The sequence below is a fragment of the Micrococcus sp. EYE_212 genome (assembly GCF_023147585.1).
GTDB lineage: Bacteria > Actinomycetota > Actinomycetes > Actinomycetales > Micrococcaceae > Micrococcus.
This window is the reverse complement of the sequence record NZ_JAHXOZ010000002.1, coordinates 206,386-222,741: the sequence shown is the minus strand read 5'-3', so window position 1 is coordinate 222,741 and position 16,356 is coordinate 206,386. Positions and strand designations below refer to the sequence as shown.

General features: G+C 73.7%; 13 protein-coding genes. 8 read left to right on the top strand and 5 right to left on the bottom strand.

Going from position 1 to position 16,356, the window contains the following annotated elements; genetic code table 11:
- Positions 1–220: 220 nt before the first annotated feature.
- Complete coding sequence (locus KZX60_RS02790; RefSeq protein ID WP_248115497.1) at positions 221–1,657, bottom strand: NAD(P)H-quinone dehydrogenase; 1,437 nt, start codon at positions 1,655–1,657, stop codon at positions 221–223.
- Between the two features lie 202 nt (positions 1,658–1,859).
- Here KZX60_RS02790 and KZX60_RS02785 point away from each other — a divergent pair, with 202 nt between their 5' ends.
- From KZX60_RS02785 to KZX60_RS02765, 5 genes are all read left to right on the top strand, one after another.
- Positions 1,860–2,615 (top strand): purine-nucleoside phosphorylase, encoded by a 756-nt coding sequence (locus KZX60_RS02785; protein WP_248115513.1) that lies wholly within the window; start codon positions 1,860–1,862, stop codon positions 2,613–2,615.
- Positions 2,615–4,318: a phospho-sugar mutase gene (locus KZX60_RS02780; protein ID WP_248115496.1), complete on the top strand. Its 1,704-nt coding sequence runs from the start codon at positions 2,615–2,617 to the stop codon at positions 4,316–4,318. Before KZX60_RS02785 ends, KZX60_RS02780 begins: the two co-directional genes overlap by 1 nt.
- A gap of 201 nt (positions 4,319–4,519) precedes the next feature.
- Complete coding sequence (deoC, locus tag KZX60_RS02775) at positions 4,520–5,221, top strand: deoxyribose-phosphate aldolase (RefSeq protein ID WP_248115495.1); 702 nt, start codon at positions 4,520–4,522, stop codon at positions 5,219–5,221.
- 49 nt (positions 5,222–5,270) lie between these two features.
- On the top strand, positions 5,271–5,600 hold the full coding sequence (locus KZX60_RS02770; RefSeq protein WP_248115494.1) for a hypothetical protein: 330 nt from the start codon (positions 5,271–5,273) through the stop codon (positions 5,598–5,600).
- 133 nt (positions 5,601–5,733) lie between these two features.
- Complete coding sequence (locus KZX60_RS02765; protein ID WP_248115493.1) at positions 5,734–6,414, top strand: phosphotyrosine protein phosphatase; 681 nt, start codon at positions 5,734–5,736, stop codon at positions 6,412–6,414.
- Positions 6,415–6,490: 76 nt separating this feature from the next.
- On the opposite strand, the gene KZX60_RS02760 is transcribed toward KZX60_RS02765, so the two are convergent.
- A complete protein-coding gene (locus tag KZX60_RS02760) occupies positions 6,491–7,792 on the bottom strand; it encodes an O-antigen ligase family protein (RefSeq protein ID WP_248115492.1) in 1,302 nt (433 codons plus the stop codon).
- Positions 7,793–7,928: 136 nt separating this feature from the next.
- Between KZX60_RS02760 and KZX60_RS02755 the strand changes: the two genes are divergently transcribed.
- Positions 7,929–9,389, top strand: a complete 1,461-nt coding sequence (locus KZX60_RS02755; RefSeq protein WP_248115491.1) for a polysaccharide biosynthesis tyrosine autokinase — start codon at positions 7,929–7,931, stop codon at positions 9,387–9,389.
- A 151-nt stretch (positions 9,390–9,540) separates the two neighbouring features.
- Here KZX60_RS02755 and KZX60_RS02750 read toward each other — a convergent pair whose 3' ends face one another.
- A complete protein-coding gene (locus tag KZX60_RS02750; protein ID WP_248115490.1) occupies positions 9,541–10,095 on the bottom strand; it encodes a hypothetical protein in 555 nt (184 codons plus the stop codon).
- Positions 10,096–10,323: 228 nt separating this feature from the next.
- Here KZX60_RS02750 and KZX60_RS02745 point away from each other — a divergent pair, with 228 nt between their 5' ends.
- Both KZX60_RS02745 and KZX60_RS02740 read left to right on the top strand, forming a co-directional pair.
- On the top strand, positions 10,324–11,211 hold the full coding sequence (locus KZX60_RS02745) for a nucleotidyltransferase family protein (RefSeq protein ID WP_248115489.1): 888 nt from the start codon (positions 10,324–10,326) through the stop codon (positions 11,209–11,211).
- Entirely contained in the window at positions 11,201–11,560 is a 360-nt protein-coding gene (locus KZX60_RS02740) for a PqqD family protein (RefSeq protein WP_248115488.1), read from the top strand. The genes KZX60_RS02745 and KZX60_RS02740 overlap by 11 nt, the downstream gene beginning before the upstream one ends.
- 40 nt (positions 11,561–11,600) lie before the next feature.
- Here KZX60_RS02740 and mfd read toward each other — a convergent pair whose 3' ends face one another.
- Both mfd and KZX60_RS02730 read right to left on the bottom strand, forming a co-directional pair.
- Positions 11,601–15,260, bottom strand: a complete 3,660-nt coding sequence (gene mfd / locus KZX60_RS02735) for a transcription-repair coupling factor (RefSeq protein ID WP_248115487.1) — start codon at positions 15,258–15,260, stop codon at positions 11,601–11,603.
- Positions 15,257–16,291, bottom strand: coding sequence for a MauE/DoxX family redox-associated membrane protein (locus KZX60_RS02730; RefSeq protein WP_248115514.1), 1,035 nt, complete (start codon positions 16,289–16,291; stop codon positions 15,257–15,259). Before KZX60_RS02730 ends, mfd begins: the two co-directional genes overlap by 4 nt.
- Positions 16,292–16,356 lie beyond the last annotated feature (65 nt).

The following is a 16,356-nucleotide window of genomic DNA, read 5'->3' as shown; positions in this document are numbered from 1 at the left end:
GGTGCCCGGCCGCCGTCGTCGGTGGAGGCCCGACCTGTCCCGGCCCGGCCCGGCCTGTCCCGTCCCGGAGTGGTCACGACACGCCGCCTGCGGAAAGGCGACGCGGCGTGTTGTGACCACTCTGGGTGGGGGTGGGGGTGGGGGTGGGGGTGGGGGCGGAGGTGGAGGTGGAGGCGGGGGTGGGGGTGGGGGTGGGGGTGGGGGTGGAGGACCGCTCAGCTCACAGGCGCACGTGCAGGCGGCGCGCCGCCTCCGCGATGGAACCGGACATGGAGGGGTACACGGTGAAGGTGTCCGCGAGGTCGTCCACGTGGAGCTTGTGGGTCACGGCGAGCGCGAGCGGGTAGATGAGGTCGGAGGCCCGCGGGGCCACCACCACGCCGCCGATCACGGTGCCCGAGCCCTGGCGGGCGAAGATCTTCACGAAGCCCTCCTTCACGCCCTGCATCTTGGCGCGGGGATTGGTCGCGAAGTCCAGGCGCAGCACGTCCGCCTGGTACTTGCCGGAGTCCACCTGCTCCTGGGTGACGCCCACCGTGGCGATCTCGGGGGAGGTGAAGATGTTGGAGGCCAGCAGGTGCGGGCGCAGCGGCTTGAGGGCGTCGCCCAGCAGGTGCGCGACGGCGATGCGCCCCTGCATGGCGGCCACCGAGGCGAGGGCGAGCGCACCGGTGCAGTCGCCCGCGGCGTAGATGCTGGGCACCGTGGTGCGGGAGACTCCGTCGACCTTGACGTGGCCGGACTCGGTCAGCTCCACGCCGACCTCCTTCAGGCCCAGGCCCGCGGTGTTGGGGACGCCGCCCACGGCCACGAGGCAGTGCGAGCCCTCGAGCACGGGGGTGTCCACAGCGCCCTCGCCGGAGAGGTGCACGCGCACGCCGGTCTCCGTGCGCTCGACGGCCTCGGCGCGGGAGCGGCCCACCACGTTCAGGCCGTTCTCGTGGAACACGTGCTCGAGCAGCTCGGCGGCGTCGGCGTCCTCGCCGGGGAGCACGCGGTCACGGGAGGAGACCAGGGTGACCTCCGCGCCGAGGCGGTCGTACGCGGAGGCGAACTCGGCGCCGGTCACGCCCGAGCCCACCACGATGAGGTGCTCGGGCAGCTCCTGCAGCGCGTACAGCTGCTTCCAGTTGAAGATGCGCTCGCCGTCCGGGAGGGCGGTGGGCAGCTCGCGGGGGCTCGCGCCCACGGCCACGAGGATCGCATCCGAGGTGATCACCTCGCGGTCGGCAGCCTCGGCCTCGTCCTCGGGGCGCACCTCCACCTCGTGGGGACCGACGACGCGCGCCGTGCCGTGGATGACGCGGACGCCGAGCGCCGTGAGGGCGGCCTCGATGTCCCGGGACTGCTCCCCGGCGAGGGCCAGGATGCGGCGGTCCACGTCGAGCATGTCCGCGCGGGGCTCGCCGCCGCCGAGGTCCACGCCGAGGTCCTTGGCGGACATCACGCGACGCATGGACTCGGCCGTGGCGATCAGGGTCTTGGACGGGACCACGTCCGTGAGGACGGCGGAGCCCCCCATGCCCTGGCGCTCGATGACGGTGACCCGGGCACCGAGCTTGGCGGCCACCATGGCCGCCTCGTAGCCGCCGGGGCCGCCGCCGATGATGGTCAGGGAGGGGATGAAGGTCGTGTTCTCGTCGCTCACGGTCCTCATTGTGTCCGCCGTGGGCCGGAAAGTCACAGCACCCGGGCCCGGCCCCGGGCCCCGCGCCTAGACTGGCGGCGTGAACGAGCAGACCTCCTCCCCCGCCCCGGCCGTACCCGACTCCACGACCGGCGCCCCCGGGGTCGCCGGTGAGTCCCGGCTCGTCGGCGACCACCCCGGCTTCGCCGAGGCCCGGCAGGCCGCCGCGGCCATCGCCGAGGCGACGGGCGTGCCGGAGCACCGCATCGCCGTCGTGCTGGGCTCGGGCTGGGGCGGCACGGGCGCGCTGCTGGGCGAGGAGGTGGCGGCCGTGCCGCTGGCCGACGTGCCGGGCTTCCACGCCCCGCAGGTGCCGGGCCACAGCGCCGTGGTCCGCTCCGTGCGCCTGCCGGACGGCACGCACGCCCTGGTCTTCGGCTCGCGCACCCACTTCTACGAGTCCCGCAGCGCGCAGGACGTGGCCCACACCGTCCGCACGGCGGCCGCGGCGGGCGCGTCCGTCGTCGTGCTGACGAACGGGTGCGGCGGGCTGGACCCGGCGATCGCCCCGGGCACGCCCGTGGTGATCTCGGACCACGTCAACCTCACGGGCGCCACGCCTCTGATGGGCGCCACGTTCGTGGACCTCACGGACCTCTACTCCCCGCGCATCCGCGCGATCGCCCGCGAGGTGGACCCCTCCCTCACCGAGGGCGTGTACGTGCAGTTCTCCGGCCCGCAGTACGAGACGCCCGCGGAGGTGCGCATGGCCCGCACGCTCGGCGGGGACCTCGTGGGCATGTCCACGGCACTCGACGCCATCGCGGCCCGCCACGCCGGCCTCGAGGTGTTCGGCATCTCGCTCGTGACCAACCCGGGCGCCGGGATCTCCGAGACGCCGCTCTCGCATGCCGAGGTGGTGGAGGCCGGCCGTGCCGCCGGGCCGCGCATCTCGCGCCTGCTCGCCGAGATCGTGGGGCGGATCTGATGAGCGCCCTGGACCCCCGCGTCGTCGCCCTCGCCGAGCGCTGGTCCGTGGAGGACCCGGAGCCCGTGCACCGGGAGATCCTGCGGGCCGAGCTGGACGCCGCCGAGGGCACCGGCCCGGAGGCCGACGCAGCCCGGGCCTCCCTGGCCTCCCGGTTCTCCGGCCCGCTCGCGTTCGGCACGGCGGGGCTGCGCGCGGAGGAGGGCCCCGGCGAGTCGCGCATGAACAGGATCGTGGTGCGCCGCACCGCGGCCGCGCTCGGCGCGCATCTCTGGCAGGTGCTCGGGGCGGACGCCCCGGCCCCGCTCGCGGTGGTGGGCTACGACGCGCGACGCGGCTCGGCCGCCTTCGCGCAGGACACGGCGGCGGTGCTCACGGCGGCCGGCGCGCAGGTGATCCTGCTGCCCTCGGCGCTGCCCACGCCGGTGCTCGCCTTCGCCGTCCGCCACCTCAACGCCGACGCCGGCGTGATGGTCACCGCGAGCCACAACCCGCCCGCGGACAACGGCTACAAGGTGTACCTCGGCGGACGCATGACGGACGCCGCCGGGCGCGGCGCCCAGCTGGTCTCCCCGGCGGACGCGCAGATCGCCGCCCTGATCGACCACGAGGCCTGGCCCGCGGACATCACCCTCGCCGCGGACGGCTGGGAGCTGGCCGGGCCGGAGCTGCTCGAGGCCTACCGGGAGGCCGCGCTCGGCCTGCTGGACCCGGACCGCTTCCCCCACCGCGCCCTGCGCGTGGTCTACACGCCGATGCACGGCGTGGGCGGGGCCGTGCTCCCCGAGCTGCTCGCCGAGGCGGGCTTCGCCGACGTCGAGGTGGTGCCGGAGCAGGCACAGCCGGACCCCGCCTTCCCCACGGTGGCCTTCCCCAATCCGGAGGAGCCGGGCGCCATGGACCTCGCGCTCGCCCTCGCGGCGGAGCGGGACGCGGACCTCGTGATCGCCAACGACCCGGACGCGGACCGCCTCGCCCTCGGCGTGCCGGTCACCGACGCCGCCGGCGCCCGGACCTGGCGGATGCTCTCCGGCGACGCCGTCGGGACCCTGCTGGGGGCCCACCTCATGCCGCAGCTCCGTGCCACGGGGCGCAGCGCCGCGAACTCCGTGGTCTCCGCTCCGCAGCTGGCCGTCCTCGCCGAGGCCGAGGGGGTGGCGCATCACGTGACGCTCACCGGCTTCAAGTGGATCTCGCGCGCCCCCGAGCTGGGCTACGGCTACGAGGAGGCGCTCGGCTACTGCGTGGCCCCGGACCTCGTGCGGGACAAGGACGGCATCACCGCCGCGCTGCTGGCGTGCGAGCTGACAGCCGACCTCGCGGCCTCCGGGCGCACGCTGGCCGACGCGCTGGCCGACGTCGACGCGGTGACCGGCGCGATGCCGGCCGCGCAGGTGTCCGTGCGGGTGCAGGACCTGTCGATCATCGGGGCGACGATGGCCGCGCTGCGCGAGCGGGGCCCCGCCGAGCTCGCGGGCCAGCCGGTGACCATGAGCCGGGACCTGGCCGAGGGCGGCGCGGGCCTGCCCCCCACCGACGCGCTGCTGTTCGCCACGGACTCGGGCACGCGCGTGCTCATCCGCCCCTCCGGCACGGAGCCCAAGCTCAAGTGCTACCTCGGCACGCGGGACGCGGACCCGGACGCGGCGGCTGAGCGGCTCGAGCGGCTGCGGTCGCAGGTGGCGGCGCTCGTCGGGGGATGAGGAGGCCCCTCGCCTCCACCCCGACACCCCGACACCCCCACGCCCCCACATTCCCGCACCCCCACACCCTCACGCCCCGACATTCCCGCGCCCCCGCACGCCCCCAAGGCAGGCAGACTCGCCGCTTCCAGAAAGTGAAGCGGCGAGTCTGCCTGCCTCCGCGGCGGGCGACGGTCATGCGCCCCGGATAGGCTGGCCCGCATGACCGACACCGCGCTCCCGCAGCTGTCCACCGCCGAGCTGGCCCAGTACATCGACGCCACCGCCCTCAAGCCTGAGACGTCCGCCGAGGACATCGACCGCCTCGTCGCCGAGGCCCGCGAGGCCGGCGTCAAGAGCGTCTGCGTGAACCCGGTGTGGGTGCCCCGCGTGCACGCCGCGCTCGAGGACTCCGACGTGCTGACCTGCACCGTCATCGGCTTCCCGCTGGGCGCCACGTCGTCGGCGGCCAAGGCGTTCGAGGCCACGCAGGCCATCAAGGACGGGGCGGACGAGGTGGACATGGTGATCGACGTCGCCGCCGCCCGCGCCGGTGACCGCGAGCGCCTGGTGCAGGACATCCGCGCCGTGGCCGACGCCGCGCACGCCATGGGCCCCGCGGGTGAGGGCGGCGCGCTCCTCAAGGTGATCGTGGAGACCGCCCTGCTCACCGACGAGCAGATCGTGCTCGCGTGCGAGGCCGCCGCCGAGGCCGGTGCGGACTTCGTCAAGACCTCCACGGGCTTCTCCACGGCCGGCGCCACCGCCGGGCACGTGGCGCTCATGCGACGCACGGTGGGCCCGGACATGGGCGTGAAGGCGTCCGGCGGGGTGCGCTCGCGCACCGACGCGCTGACCATGATCGCGGCGGGCGCCACCCGCATCGGCGCGAGCTCCGCACTTGCTATCCTGGGGGACGACTGAACCCCCCGGGCGACTCCGGGGACAGACCAGCAGCTGAAGGAGCTATGACGTGATCCGCAACGGCAAGGCCATCGACCACTCGAACGCGGGCGGCGTCGGCAGCTCCGTGCTCCTCTTCCTGCTCTCCTTCGGCCTGTTCCTCGGCTCGCTGTACGCGATGGGCTTCTGGAGCCTGGACAACGCGTGGCTCGCGGGCCTGATCGCCCTCGCGCTGGCCACGATCGCCTTCCTCATCCCGCAGGGCATCCTGGGCCGCGGCGACACCCTGCACACGCAGTCCATCCACGGCGCCCCGGCCGTCGCCACGCACACCGTGGGCACCACCACGACGCACGGCGCCGCCGGCTCGACCGCGGCGGGCGCGTCGCGCGGTCACTGACCCCGTCCCTGAGGGCGGCACCCCCGCCTCACACCGCCGAAAGGCGTCCACCGCAGTGCCGCGGAGGACGCCCTTCGGCGTCTGATCTGCCCGCCCCTGGCCGCGGGGAGGCTCGCCCCGAAAGGATCACCCCATGAGCTGGACCGCCCGACCGCCCATCCGCTCCCCCTTCGGCGCGCCGACGCCCGACGGCGATGCGCACCGTTCCGACGACGACGCGGCCGGTGCGACCGGTGCCGCCCCCGTGCGCATCCTGACGGTGTGCACGGGCAACATCTGCCGCTCGGCCTACGCGCAGCACGTGCTCCAGGCGCGGCTCGACGAGCTGCTGGGCTCCGGCCGCGCCGAGGTGAGGAGTGCGGGCACGGGGCCGAACCAGGCGCTGGCCGTGCCGGACGAGATCCTTCACCTGGCGCCGAGCAGCGGGGTGATGGACGCGCTCCTGAGCCACCGGCCGCGGCAGCTGACCGCGCGGGTGCTGGCGGGGCAGGACCTCGTGCTGACAGCCACGGAGGCCCACCTGGGCGCCGTGCTGCGCGAGGAGCCGGGAGCCGTGCGGCGGGCGTACACGCTGCTGGAGGCGGGGCGACTGGCCGCCGGGACGGACCTCCCGGACGCGGGCGGCCTGCCTGCCCTGACCACGGCCTGGGCCGCGCGGCGGGACGCCCTGACGGGCGAGCCGCTGGACCTCCCGGATCCCTTCCGCGGGCCGGTGGCCGGCTACGCGGCGATGGCGGACGCACTCGACCCGACGCTCGAGGCGATCGCGCAGGCCGTGGCCCGCGCCGTGGGGGGCGCGGGCACGCAGAGCTGAGGCGGGCGCCCTGAGCCAGGCGAGGCGGGGCGAGCGGGGCTGAGGCCGGGCCGACGTCACTCGGCCGCCGCCGCCGTCAGCCCCAGCGGGCGCGGGCGTCGTGGAGCACCTTCGCCCGTTGCCGCTCGGTGACCTCGGTCTCGAGCGGCGCGTCCTTCTCCTGCAGCGCCAGGCTCGCACCGGTGGCCAGGATGAGCATGCCCGGGATGGTCAGGAAGACCTCGCCGAGCTGGGCGGCGGTGACGAAGATGACCGCGGTGGCGGCCTCCACCGCCACGCGGGAGGGCGTGCGGAGGCGCGTGGTGAAGACCCGCAGGCCGAAGTACAGGTAGGCCGCGAGCACGGCGATCACCAGCACGTAGCCGCCCTCGGTGAAGAGACCCGCGTAGGAGTTGTGGTAGTGCCACGTGGCATCGTCGATGGTCACGTAGGCCTCGGTCAGGCCCCGGCCGAACCACGGGGTCTCCGCCGCCTTCACCGCCGTGGCGTCCTGGATCCAGGAGCGCAGTTGGTCCGTGCCGGTGCGGTCGCCGAAGACGCTCAGCTGGGCGAGGTTCTCCTCGGCGAAGGTCACGGCCCAGCCCATGGCGGCCAGGATCAGGATTCGGAAGACCGGCCCCAGACGCGGGGTGAGCCACATCCAGAGCACCGCGCAGGCAAACCCCGCCATCGAGGTGCGCGAGCCCGTGAGGAAGACGCACGGCGCGGCAGCCGCCAGCACCATCAAGCGGCGCTGCGGGGACCGGACGAAGGCCACCGCCAGCACCGGCATGGCCGCGTAGTAGAGGCCGGCCACGTTCTTGTCCCCCAGGAAGCCGGTGAGGTAGCTGCCGTACGGTGCGGGCACCACGCCCGCGTAGAACAGCGGGACGTTGACGGCCATCGCCGCCAGAAGGCCCCACAGCACCGAGCGCAGGTCCAGGCGCCGCGCGGCGAAGCACCCCACCAGGGCGGCCAGGGCACTGATGCGCACGAGGCGGCGCATCCACGCGAGATCCTCGATGCCGACGGACACCGAGACGACCGCGAGGAAGAGGGCCACCGCACCCGCGGCGAGGGCGGCGACGCCCAGGTCGGAGGCGTCCCGAGTGGCTCGGCGGCACAGGGCGAGCAGCAGGAGCAGCATCATGGCGAGCTCGCTGAGGGGAATGCGCGTGCCACCCACGGGGATGGCGAACACCTCCATGGCCAGCAGTGCACCCAGGAGCAGCTCGGGGATCCGCAGCGGGACCCGCTCGAGCGCGTGCTCGTCGTCCTCCCTGGTCCACGCCGACGTGCCCCGCGCAGTGCGCCGGGCCTGCTCAGCCCGGGCCGCGTAGACCGCCGCGAGGCGGGGGTCCGTCTCCAGCGGCCCCGCGCTGTGGTGCTGCACCGCCATCCGTGCCCTCCTCGTCCGTGCCCTGCCCTCGCGAGCCGGCGGCCCGCGCCGCACGGCCCAGCCTAGTGGCGGAGGTGGCCCACCTGTGCTCCTTGTTAGAGTGAGCTGAGCCGTCATCCCTCCGATCAGGGGCACCATGAACATCCTCGACTTCTTCAAGGTCCTGCGCGCGAACCGTCTGGTGCTCCTGGTGTGCCTCACCGTGGGCGCCCTCGCCGGGCTCGTGTACTCCCTCCTTCAGCCCACGCTGTACACCGCCACCTCCACGGGGTTCGTCACCGTGCAGGGCGAGGCCAGCATCTCCGGCACGGAGACGGCCCAGACCCGGGCGCAGTCCTACATCCCGCTCATCAACAGCCGCACGGTGCGCGATCGCATCGCGCAGACCGAGGGCCTGGACACGCGGGGGGCCCGCCTCAGCGCCGAGGTGGTGGCCGGCTCGAACCTGATCACCGTGTCCGCGACGGCACCGGACGCCACGAACGCGGCCAACCTGGCCAACACGGCCCTCGTGGCGACGGCCGAGGTGGCCAACAACCTGGATCCGACCTCCAACGTGGAGGTCACGGCCTTGGAGGACGCCCTCGCACCCACCGTGCCTTCCAGCCCCAACCATCTCCGCAACATCCTGTACGGGCTGGCCATCGGTGGGCTCATCGGCCTGGCGATCGCCTTCCTGCGCCGGATGCTGGACGTGAACGTGCGCACCACCACGGACGCTCAGGTGGGCGCGGGCGCCGGCCTGCTGGGCGCAATCCCGCAGGACAAGACCTTGAAGGCCGAGCGCACCTCCCGCATCATGGAGCTCTCTCCCCGCGCGGCCGAGACCATCCGCCAGCTGCGCACCAACCTGCGCTTCGCCGCGGTGGACGACCCGCCGCGCACCATCGCCTTCACCAGCTCGAACCCCAGTGAGGGCAAGTCCACCGTCGTCGGCAACCTGGCCCTGGCCATCGCCGCGGCCGGCCAGCCGGTCATCCTCATCGACGCCGACCTGCGCCGCCCCCGCCAGGCCAGCCAGTTCGGCGTGGAGGGCCGCGTGGGCCTCTCCGAGGTCCTCAACGGGGACGTGGAGCTCCAGGACGTGCTGCATCCCGTGGGCGACGACGGCCTCCTGCTCCTGCCGGCCGGTCGCACGCCCCCGAACCCCTCCGAGCAGCTCGGCTCGGAGCGCATGCGCCAGCTCCTTGCGGCGCTGGCCGAGACGCACATGGTTCTCGTGGACGCCCCGCCGGTGCTCCCCGTGACCGACTCCACCCTGCTGGCCGCCGCCGTGGACGGCACGGTGCTGGTGGTCCGCCACGGCAAGACGCGCAAGGACCACCTCCAGGTGGCCAGGGACATGCTGGGCGGGGTGAACGCCCGCGTGCTCGGCGTGGTGCTCAACGGCACGCCCACCTCCGGCGTCGGCGCCGACTACTACGGCGGTGGCTACTCCGCGCATGGTGACTCGTACGGCTCGTACTACCAGGCGCCGCGTCAGTCCCGGCTCGCCCGCTCAGGCCGCCGGGCCGCCCGGGTGGCACGCGATGCGTCCGCCCAGCCGGCTCCCCCGCATCCGGAGGCTCCCGCGGCGGGATCGCACGCCGTCGGCTGACTTGGACCTGGGCCTTGTGGGTGGCGCCGGTTCCCCATCGAGGGGAACCGGCGCCGCCGTCTGCGCCCCAGTCCAGCGCGCACTGCCCATCCGTGGGGCGACGCGAGAGGGCCCCGCCGGGTGGCGGGGCCCTCCATCGAGAGTGCTGGAATCAGCAGCCCTGCGGCGGGGTGTCGTTGAAGCACACCTTGGGAACGACGATGACCTCGCAGTGATCGGTGTCGACCGGCTGGCCACCGACGAGAGAGACGTTGAAGGTGGCGTAGATGCAACCGGAGTCGTTCGCGGAGTTGCCGGTGTCGTTCACGACGAAGAACAACGGAAGCTTCTCACCGGGCTCGAGCGTCAGCAGGTCGCTGCCGGACTCGATCGGCACGCCACCCTTGCACGGATCGGCGGTGTAGAGCAGGGGGGCACCGGACTTGTTGCCGAACTTCGTGAACTCGATGTAGGCGGAACCGCCGGAGATCACGATGGTCTCGGAGGTGTCGTTGGTGAGGGTGACGTCGAAGCCGTAGGCCTGCTTGATGCCTTTGATCTTGCTGTTGCCCGGGAACTTGATGGCGCCGCCGACACCCGAGACCTCGGGGCAGATGACCGGCGACGCGGCAGCGAAGGGGGCCGCGGCAACCGCGGCCACGGCGGGGACGGACCAGGCGATGCCAGTGGTCACCTTGCGGCGGGAGATGGAAGAGGGGGTGTTCATGTGGAGCTCACTCAGGTCGGGTCGAGGTCTAGAGGGCCGGAACGCCGTCGAGGAGGTCCAGCCGTAGAGAGCCCTGCACCGCCGATACATGTGTTTCAGCTGTGGAGCTCCATTCAGGAGTCTAGACGCATACCACGGATGCCACTAGCGACCAGGTGGAAAACACGGTAACGAATCGGCAACATTCGGGCACCACCGCTCCCCACTCGCTCCACTAGTCTGAGATCCATGACCGGCGTCTCCCCTTCCTCCCAGGTCGATGCCGTGCCGCCCCTCGAGCTTCGCGCGCGCGTCCACCTGGCGCACGCGCGCATCGCGCACATCCTCGAGCAGAACGGGGTCCGCGGGCTTCACGTGAAGGGCTACGCCATGGATCTCGGCGTCTACCGCGAGGCTCGCTCCAGCTCGGACGTGGACCTCCTGGTCCACCCGTCGGAGGCGGAGCACGTCCTGGACCTGCTGACGGGCCAGGGCTGGAACACGGTCGCCGCGTTCTCGGAGGGCTCGATCTTCGAGCACGCCGCCACCCTGTGGCACGACCACCTCGGCTACGTGGACGTCCACCGGCTCTTCCCCGGGCTGGGATCCTCGGACGAGCGGACGTTCGAACAGCTCTGGGCCGAACACCGCACGCGCGTCATCGCCGGCAGGGCCGTGCCCGTCCCGAGCCTGCGCCACCAGCGCCTCATCGTGCTGGTGCACGGTGCGCGGGACCCCTACCGCGGCGCCGCCGACGTCGCCCACCTCCGCGAGACCCTCAGTGATCCCGAATGGACGGAGGTGCGCGAGCAGGCCGAGGTCCTCGGTGCGACGGCCGCGTGGCACGTGGCCACGGACGAGGACGCCGCCGGCATGGACGAGCACGACCTCACCCTCTTCACCGCGCTCCGTTCCCAGGAGAGCGGCATGCAGCTGTTCACCACGCGCTGGCGCGCGGCCGAGTCCACCCGCGAGCGGGCCGCGCTCGTGCTGCACACCCTCCCCGTGAACCGGCCCCACCTCCAGATGCGGCTCGGTCGCCCGCCGACGCGCGCGGACATCCTCCGCGAGCAGGCCCACCGCGCTGGCGCCCTGGCCGGATGGATCCGAGAGAAGGCCGTGTCCCGTGGCCGCTGAGCAGCTCCGACCCGCTAACACCGCGACCGCCGCCGCCGCCCCCGCCACGTGGCGCGTGGACCCAGACACCGCGTGGACGCGCACGGCGGACGACGACGCCGTCGTGATGGGCATGGCCGCGGGCATCCCGCTGCGCCTCAGCGCCACGGGTTCGCTCGTGTGGGAGGTCCTCGTCGAGGGCCGCACCCCGGCGGAGGACATCGCCGCTCCCCCGCTCACCCCGTGGACGGAGGAGGACCTCGTGGCCGAGGTCGCCCGCGCCGCCGGCATGGCCCCCGAGTCGATCGCCGCGGACGTCTCCGCCTTCCTCGCCCTGCTCGAGCAGCACGGCGTGGTCGCCCGGGCCTGAGCCCGGGGCTGAGCCCGCAGCCGCCCCGTCCGGCCGCGCCTCAGCCCGCGGCGCCCTCCGGCGCGAACACCGCGCTGACCACCTGGTCCGCCCACTCCAGGAGCGGGGCGTCCACGAGGTCCTGGCCCATGACCGGCTTGGTCTTGGGCCGTGGGATGAGCACGGCGTTGATCCCTGGCTTCACCTGGGCGCCCTTGTACATGCGGGCCAGGCGCAGCCGGCGGGACTCGGGCAGGTCCGCGGCGGGGCCGAACTTCACGTTCTGGCCCAGCAGCATCACCTCGGTGACGCCGGCGGCGCGCGCCCGGTTGCGGAACCGCGCCACCGCCACGAGGGCCTGGGCGGGCTCCGGCGGCTCGCCGTAGCGGTCCTTCATCTCCTCCACCACGGCGTCGATCGCGGCGTCGTCGTTGGCCTTGGCCAGCGCCCGGTACATCTCGAGGCGCAGCCGCTCCCCCGGCACGTAGTCGTGCGGCAGGTGCGCGTTGACGGGCAGCTCCACCTTCACCTCGGCGGGCGTGGTGTCCTCCTCGCCCTTGAAGTCGGCCACGGCCTCGCCGACCATGCGCAGGTAGAGGTCGAACCCCACGCCGGCGATGTGCCCGGACTGCTCGCCGCCCAGCAGGTTGCCGGCGCCGCGGATCTCGAGGTCCTTCATGGCCAGCTGCATGCCGGCGCCGAGCTCGTTGTGCAGGGCCACGGCCTTGAGCCGCTCGAGGGCCACCTCGCCGAGGGGCTTCTGCGGGTCGTAGAGGAAGTAGGCGTAGGCGCGCTCGCGCCCGCGGCCCACACGGCCGCGCAGCTGGTGCAGCTGGCTCAGGCCGTAGCGGTGCGCGTCCTCCACGATCAGGGTGTTGGCGTTGGCGATGTCCAGGCCGGTCTCGATGATCGTCGTGGAGACGAGCACGTCGAACTTCCGCTCCCAGAAGTCCACCATGATCTGCTCGAGGCGGGACTCGGTCATCTTGCCGTGGGCGACGGCGATCCGCGCCTCCGGCACGAGGTCCGCGATCCGCTTGGCCACCTTGTCGATCGTGGTGACGCGGTTGTGCACGTAGAACACCTGGCCCTCGCGCATGAGCTCGCGGCGGATGGCCGCGGTGACCTGCTGGTCCGTGTACGGGCCCACGGAGGTGAGCACGGGGTGCCGCTCCTCCGGGGCGGTGGCCAGCGTGGAGGTCTCGCGGATGCCCGTCAGGGACATCTCGAGGGTGCGCGGGATGGGCGTGGCGGACATGGCCAGCACGTCCACATTGGTGCGCATCTTCTTGAGCGCCTCCTTGTGCTCCACGCCGAAGCGCTGCTCCTCGTCCACGATCACGAGGCCCAGGTCTTTGAACTGCACCTGGTCCGAGAGCAGGCGGTGCGTGCCGATCACCACGTCCACCTCACCGGAGGCCAGCCCGGCGAGCACCTCCTTGGACTCCTTGGCGGTCTGGAAGCGGGAGAGCGCGGCCACCTGCACGGGGAAGCCGGCGAAGCGGTCCGTGAACGTCTCGTGGTGCTGGCGGGCCAGCAGCGTGGTGGGCACCAGCACGGCCACCTGCTTGCCGTCCTGCACCGCCTTGAACGCGGCGCGCACGGCCACCTCGGTCTTGCCGAAGCCGACGTCGCCGGAGACCAGGCGGTCCATGGGCACCTCGGCCTCCATGTCCTTCTTGACCTCCTCGATGGTGGTCAGCTGGTCCGGCGTCTCGATGAACGGGAACGCCTCCTCCAGCTCGCCCTGCCACGGGGTGTCCGGGCCGAAGGCGTGCCCGCGTGAGGCCATGCGCGCCGAGTAGAGGCGGATCAGCTCGCCCGCGATCTCCTTGGTGGCCCGCTTGGCCTTGGACTTCGTCTGCGCCCAGTCCGAGCCGCCCATCTTGGACAGCGCCGGCGCCTCGCCGCCCACGTAGGCGGTGATGAGGTCCAGCTGGTCCGTGGGCACGAACAGCCGGTCCCCCGGAGCACCCCGCTTGGAGGAGGCGTACTCCAGCACCAGGTACTCGCGGTAGGACTCCTCGGCCCCCGGCGCGGTGCGCGGCCCGCCGGTCACCTTGCGGCGCTGCAGCTCCACGAAGCGGGCGATCCCGTGCTGGGAGTGCACCACGTGGTCGCCGGGCTGCAGGGTCAGCGGGTCCACGGCGTTGCGCCGCTTGCGGGCCAGCGGCGCGCCCGCGGCGCGCGTGCCCTGCGTGCGGTGGCGGCCGAACAGGTCCTGCTCGGTGATCAGGGCCAGCTTGGCCTCGGGCACCGTGAAGCCCGTCCCGACGGCGGCCGCGGCCACCGTGACCTGGCCCGCCACGGGCACGGCGGGCACGGGACCGGTCACCACCGACGCGGTGAGCCCGGCGTCGGCGTGCAGCTCGGCGACTCGGCGGGCCGAGCCCGGGCCGTCCGTGAGCAGCACGGCATGCCAGCCCTCGGCGAGGCGCGTGCGCGTGTGGGCCACCATGGCGGCCATGTCCCCCGCGAAGGTCTTCGGCACGCCGAGTGAGGAGCGCAGGGTGGCGGCGTCCGGCAGGAGCTCCTCGTCCGAGGAGAGGGCGGTGGTGGACCAGAACCCCTGGCGCCGGGTCAGCGACTCCTCGCGCAGCTCGGCCACGGAGAGGAAGCCGCCGGCGGCGGACTGGTCGAGCTCGGCCAGGTCCACGGGAGCGGCCGCGCCCTGGGCGGCGCCGGCCCACGCGGCGTGGAGGAACTCCTCATTGGTGGCCAGCAGGTCGTCCGCACGTCCGCGGATGCGCTCGGGCTCCACGAGCACGGTGAGCGAGCCCTCCGGCAGCTGGGCCGGCACGGAGGTCATGGCCTCGGCCAGCAGCGGGGAGAGGGACTCCATGCCCTCCACGGCCACGCCCTCGGCGATCCGCTCGAGCATGTCCGCCGCCCCCGGCAGGCGCACCTGCAGCTCGCGGGCCTTGGCGCGCACGTGGTCCGTGATCAGCAGCTCGCGGCACGGCGGGGCGTGCAGCTCGGTGGGGTGGCCGGTGCCGTCGCCGGACGTGTCCTGGAGGGAGCGCTGGTCGGCCACGGAGAAGAAGCGCATCTGCTCCACCTCGTCCCCGAAGAACTCCACGCGCAGCGGGTGGTCCGCCGTCGGCGGGAACACGTCGATCAGCCCGCCGCGCACCGCGAACTCCCCGCGCCGGGACACCATGTCCACGCGGGCGTAGGCGGCGTCCGCGAGCGCGGCCACGGTCTCCGCGAAGTCCGCCTCCTGCCCCACGCGCAGGCTCACAGGGGCCAGGTCCCCGAGGCCGGCCACGAGCGGCTGGAGCACGGCGCGCACGGGGGCGACGACGACGCGCAGCGGCGACTGCCCCTCCGCTTCCGGGTGGGCCAGACGGCGCAGGACGGCCAGCCGGGCGCCCACGGTGTCCGAGCGCGGGGAGAGCCGCTCGTGCGGCAGGGTCTCCCACGAGGGGAACAGGGCGGCGGAGCCCGCGGGCATCCACGCGGCGAGGTCGGCCATGAGGTCCTCGGCCTCGCGCGTGGTGGCGGTGACCACCAGCACGGCCGCGTCGGCGGCGTGAGCCGTGCCCAGCGCGTCGGCGAGGAGGGCGAAGAGCGGGGCGCGGGCGCCGTCGGGCAGGCCGATCTCCAGCTCCGTGCCGCGGGCGTCCAGGGGGCGGGTGGCGGAGGCGACGGCGGCCTCGAACGCTCGCTCGCCGCCCAGCAGCGGCAGGAGTCCGGCGAGGACGGGGGCGGCCGCGCTCACGCGGTGGCCTCGGCGGCGTCGACGGCGGGCAGCTCGGTGGTCATGATGTCCCGGATCTCCTCGAGGAAGTCGAGCACGTCCTGCGCCCCGCCCACGGGGCCGCCCGCAGTGAGGCGGTCCGTGCCCAGCAGCACGGCCATGGGGAAGCGGGTCAGGCCGACGGCGGAGGCGGCCATGCCGCCCGGGTCCCCGAGGACGAGCTCCGGGGGGATGGCGCCGAGGCTCGCGGGGGTCAGGGCCTCGGGAGAGTGCTGGGGCATGAGCACGCGCAGCTGGACGGGGCCGAGGGCGTCCTGGAACTCGGGCAGGCGGGCGATCACGGAGGAGCACGACCCACAGCCCGTGGAGAGGCGCAGCGCCACCACCGCGTGCTGGGAGACGATCTGGTGCAGGCCCACGTAATGGCCGTCCTGGATCACGACGGCGTCGCCGAAGGGCAGGCGCGGCGGGTCGTCGAGGCCGGCGTCGTCCGGGTGGGCACGGTCCGGGTGGGCGCCGTCATCGGCCGGGGGCACGGACTCCCGGCCCACCAGGAGCGCGGCGGCGGAGAGCAGCAGGACCACGACGAGGGCCCAGGCCCACGCGGCGGGGCCGAAGGCGTCCAGCGGGAGCCAGTTCACGGTGCCGCCGAGCCGCACGAGGGTGAGCACGCCCTCCGCCAGGGCCATGACGGCGAGCGCGAGGAAGAGGACGTTGCGGGCCACGGTGGTCCCGGAGATCGGCGCGGCCGAGGCCTCGCCGAAGCAGCCGCACGAGACGCCGTCGCCCTTGGCGCGCAGCACCAGGAGGAGGAACACCACGAACAGCGCGACGGCGGCCACGCCCACGAACGGGCGCAGCACGGTGAAGGGCTGCACGAGCCCCACGGCCAGGAGGAGCTCCAGGTACGGGAAGGCGCGGGCGAGCGCCGGGGCGTCGAAGGGACGCGGCACCTTGAGGCGCCGGAAGGTCTCCCCCACGTCCTCCCGGGAGCGCAGCGTGGCCACCCCGCTGCAGAGCATGATCACGGCCAGGGCCCACAGTGCCGGCATTCGGGCGCACCTTCTTCGAGGAGGGGGAGAGCGTGTGCGGAACGAGCGTCCGCGGGCCCCGGAGG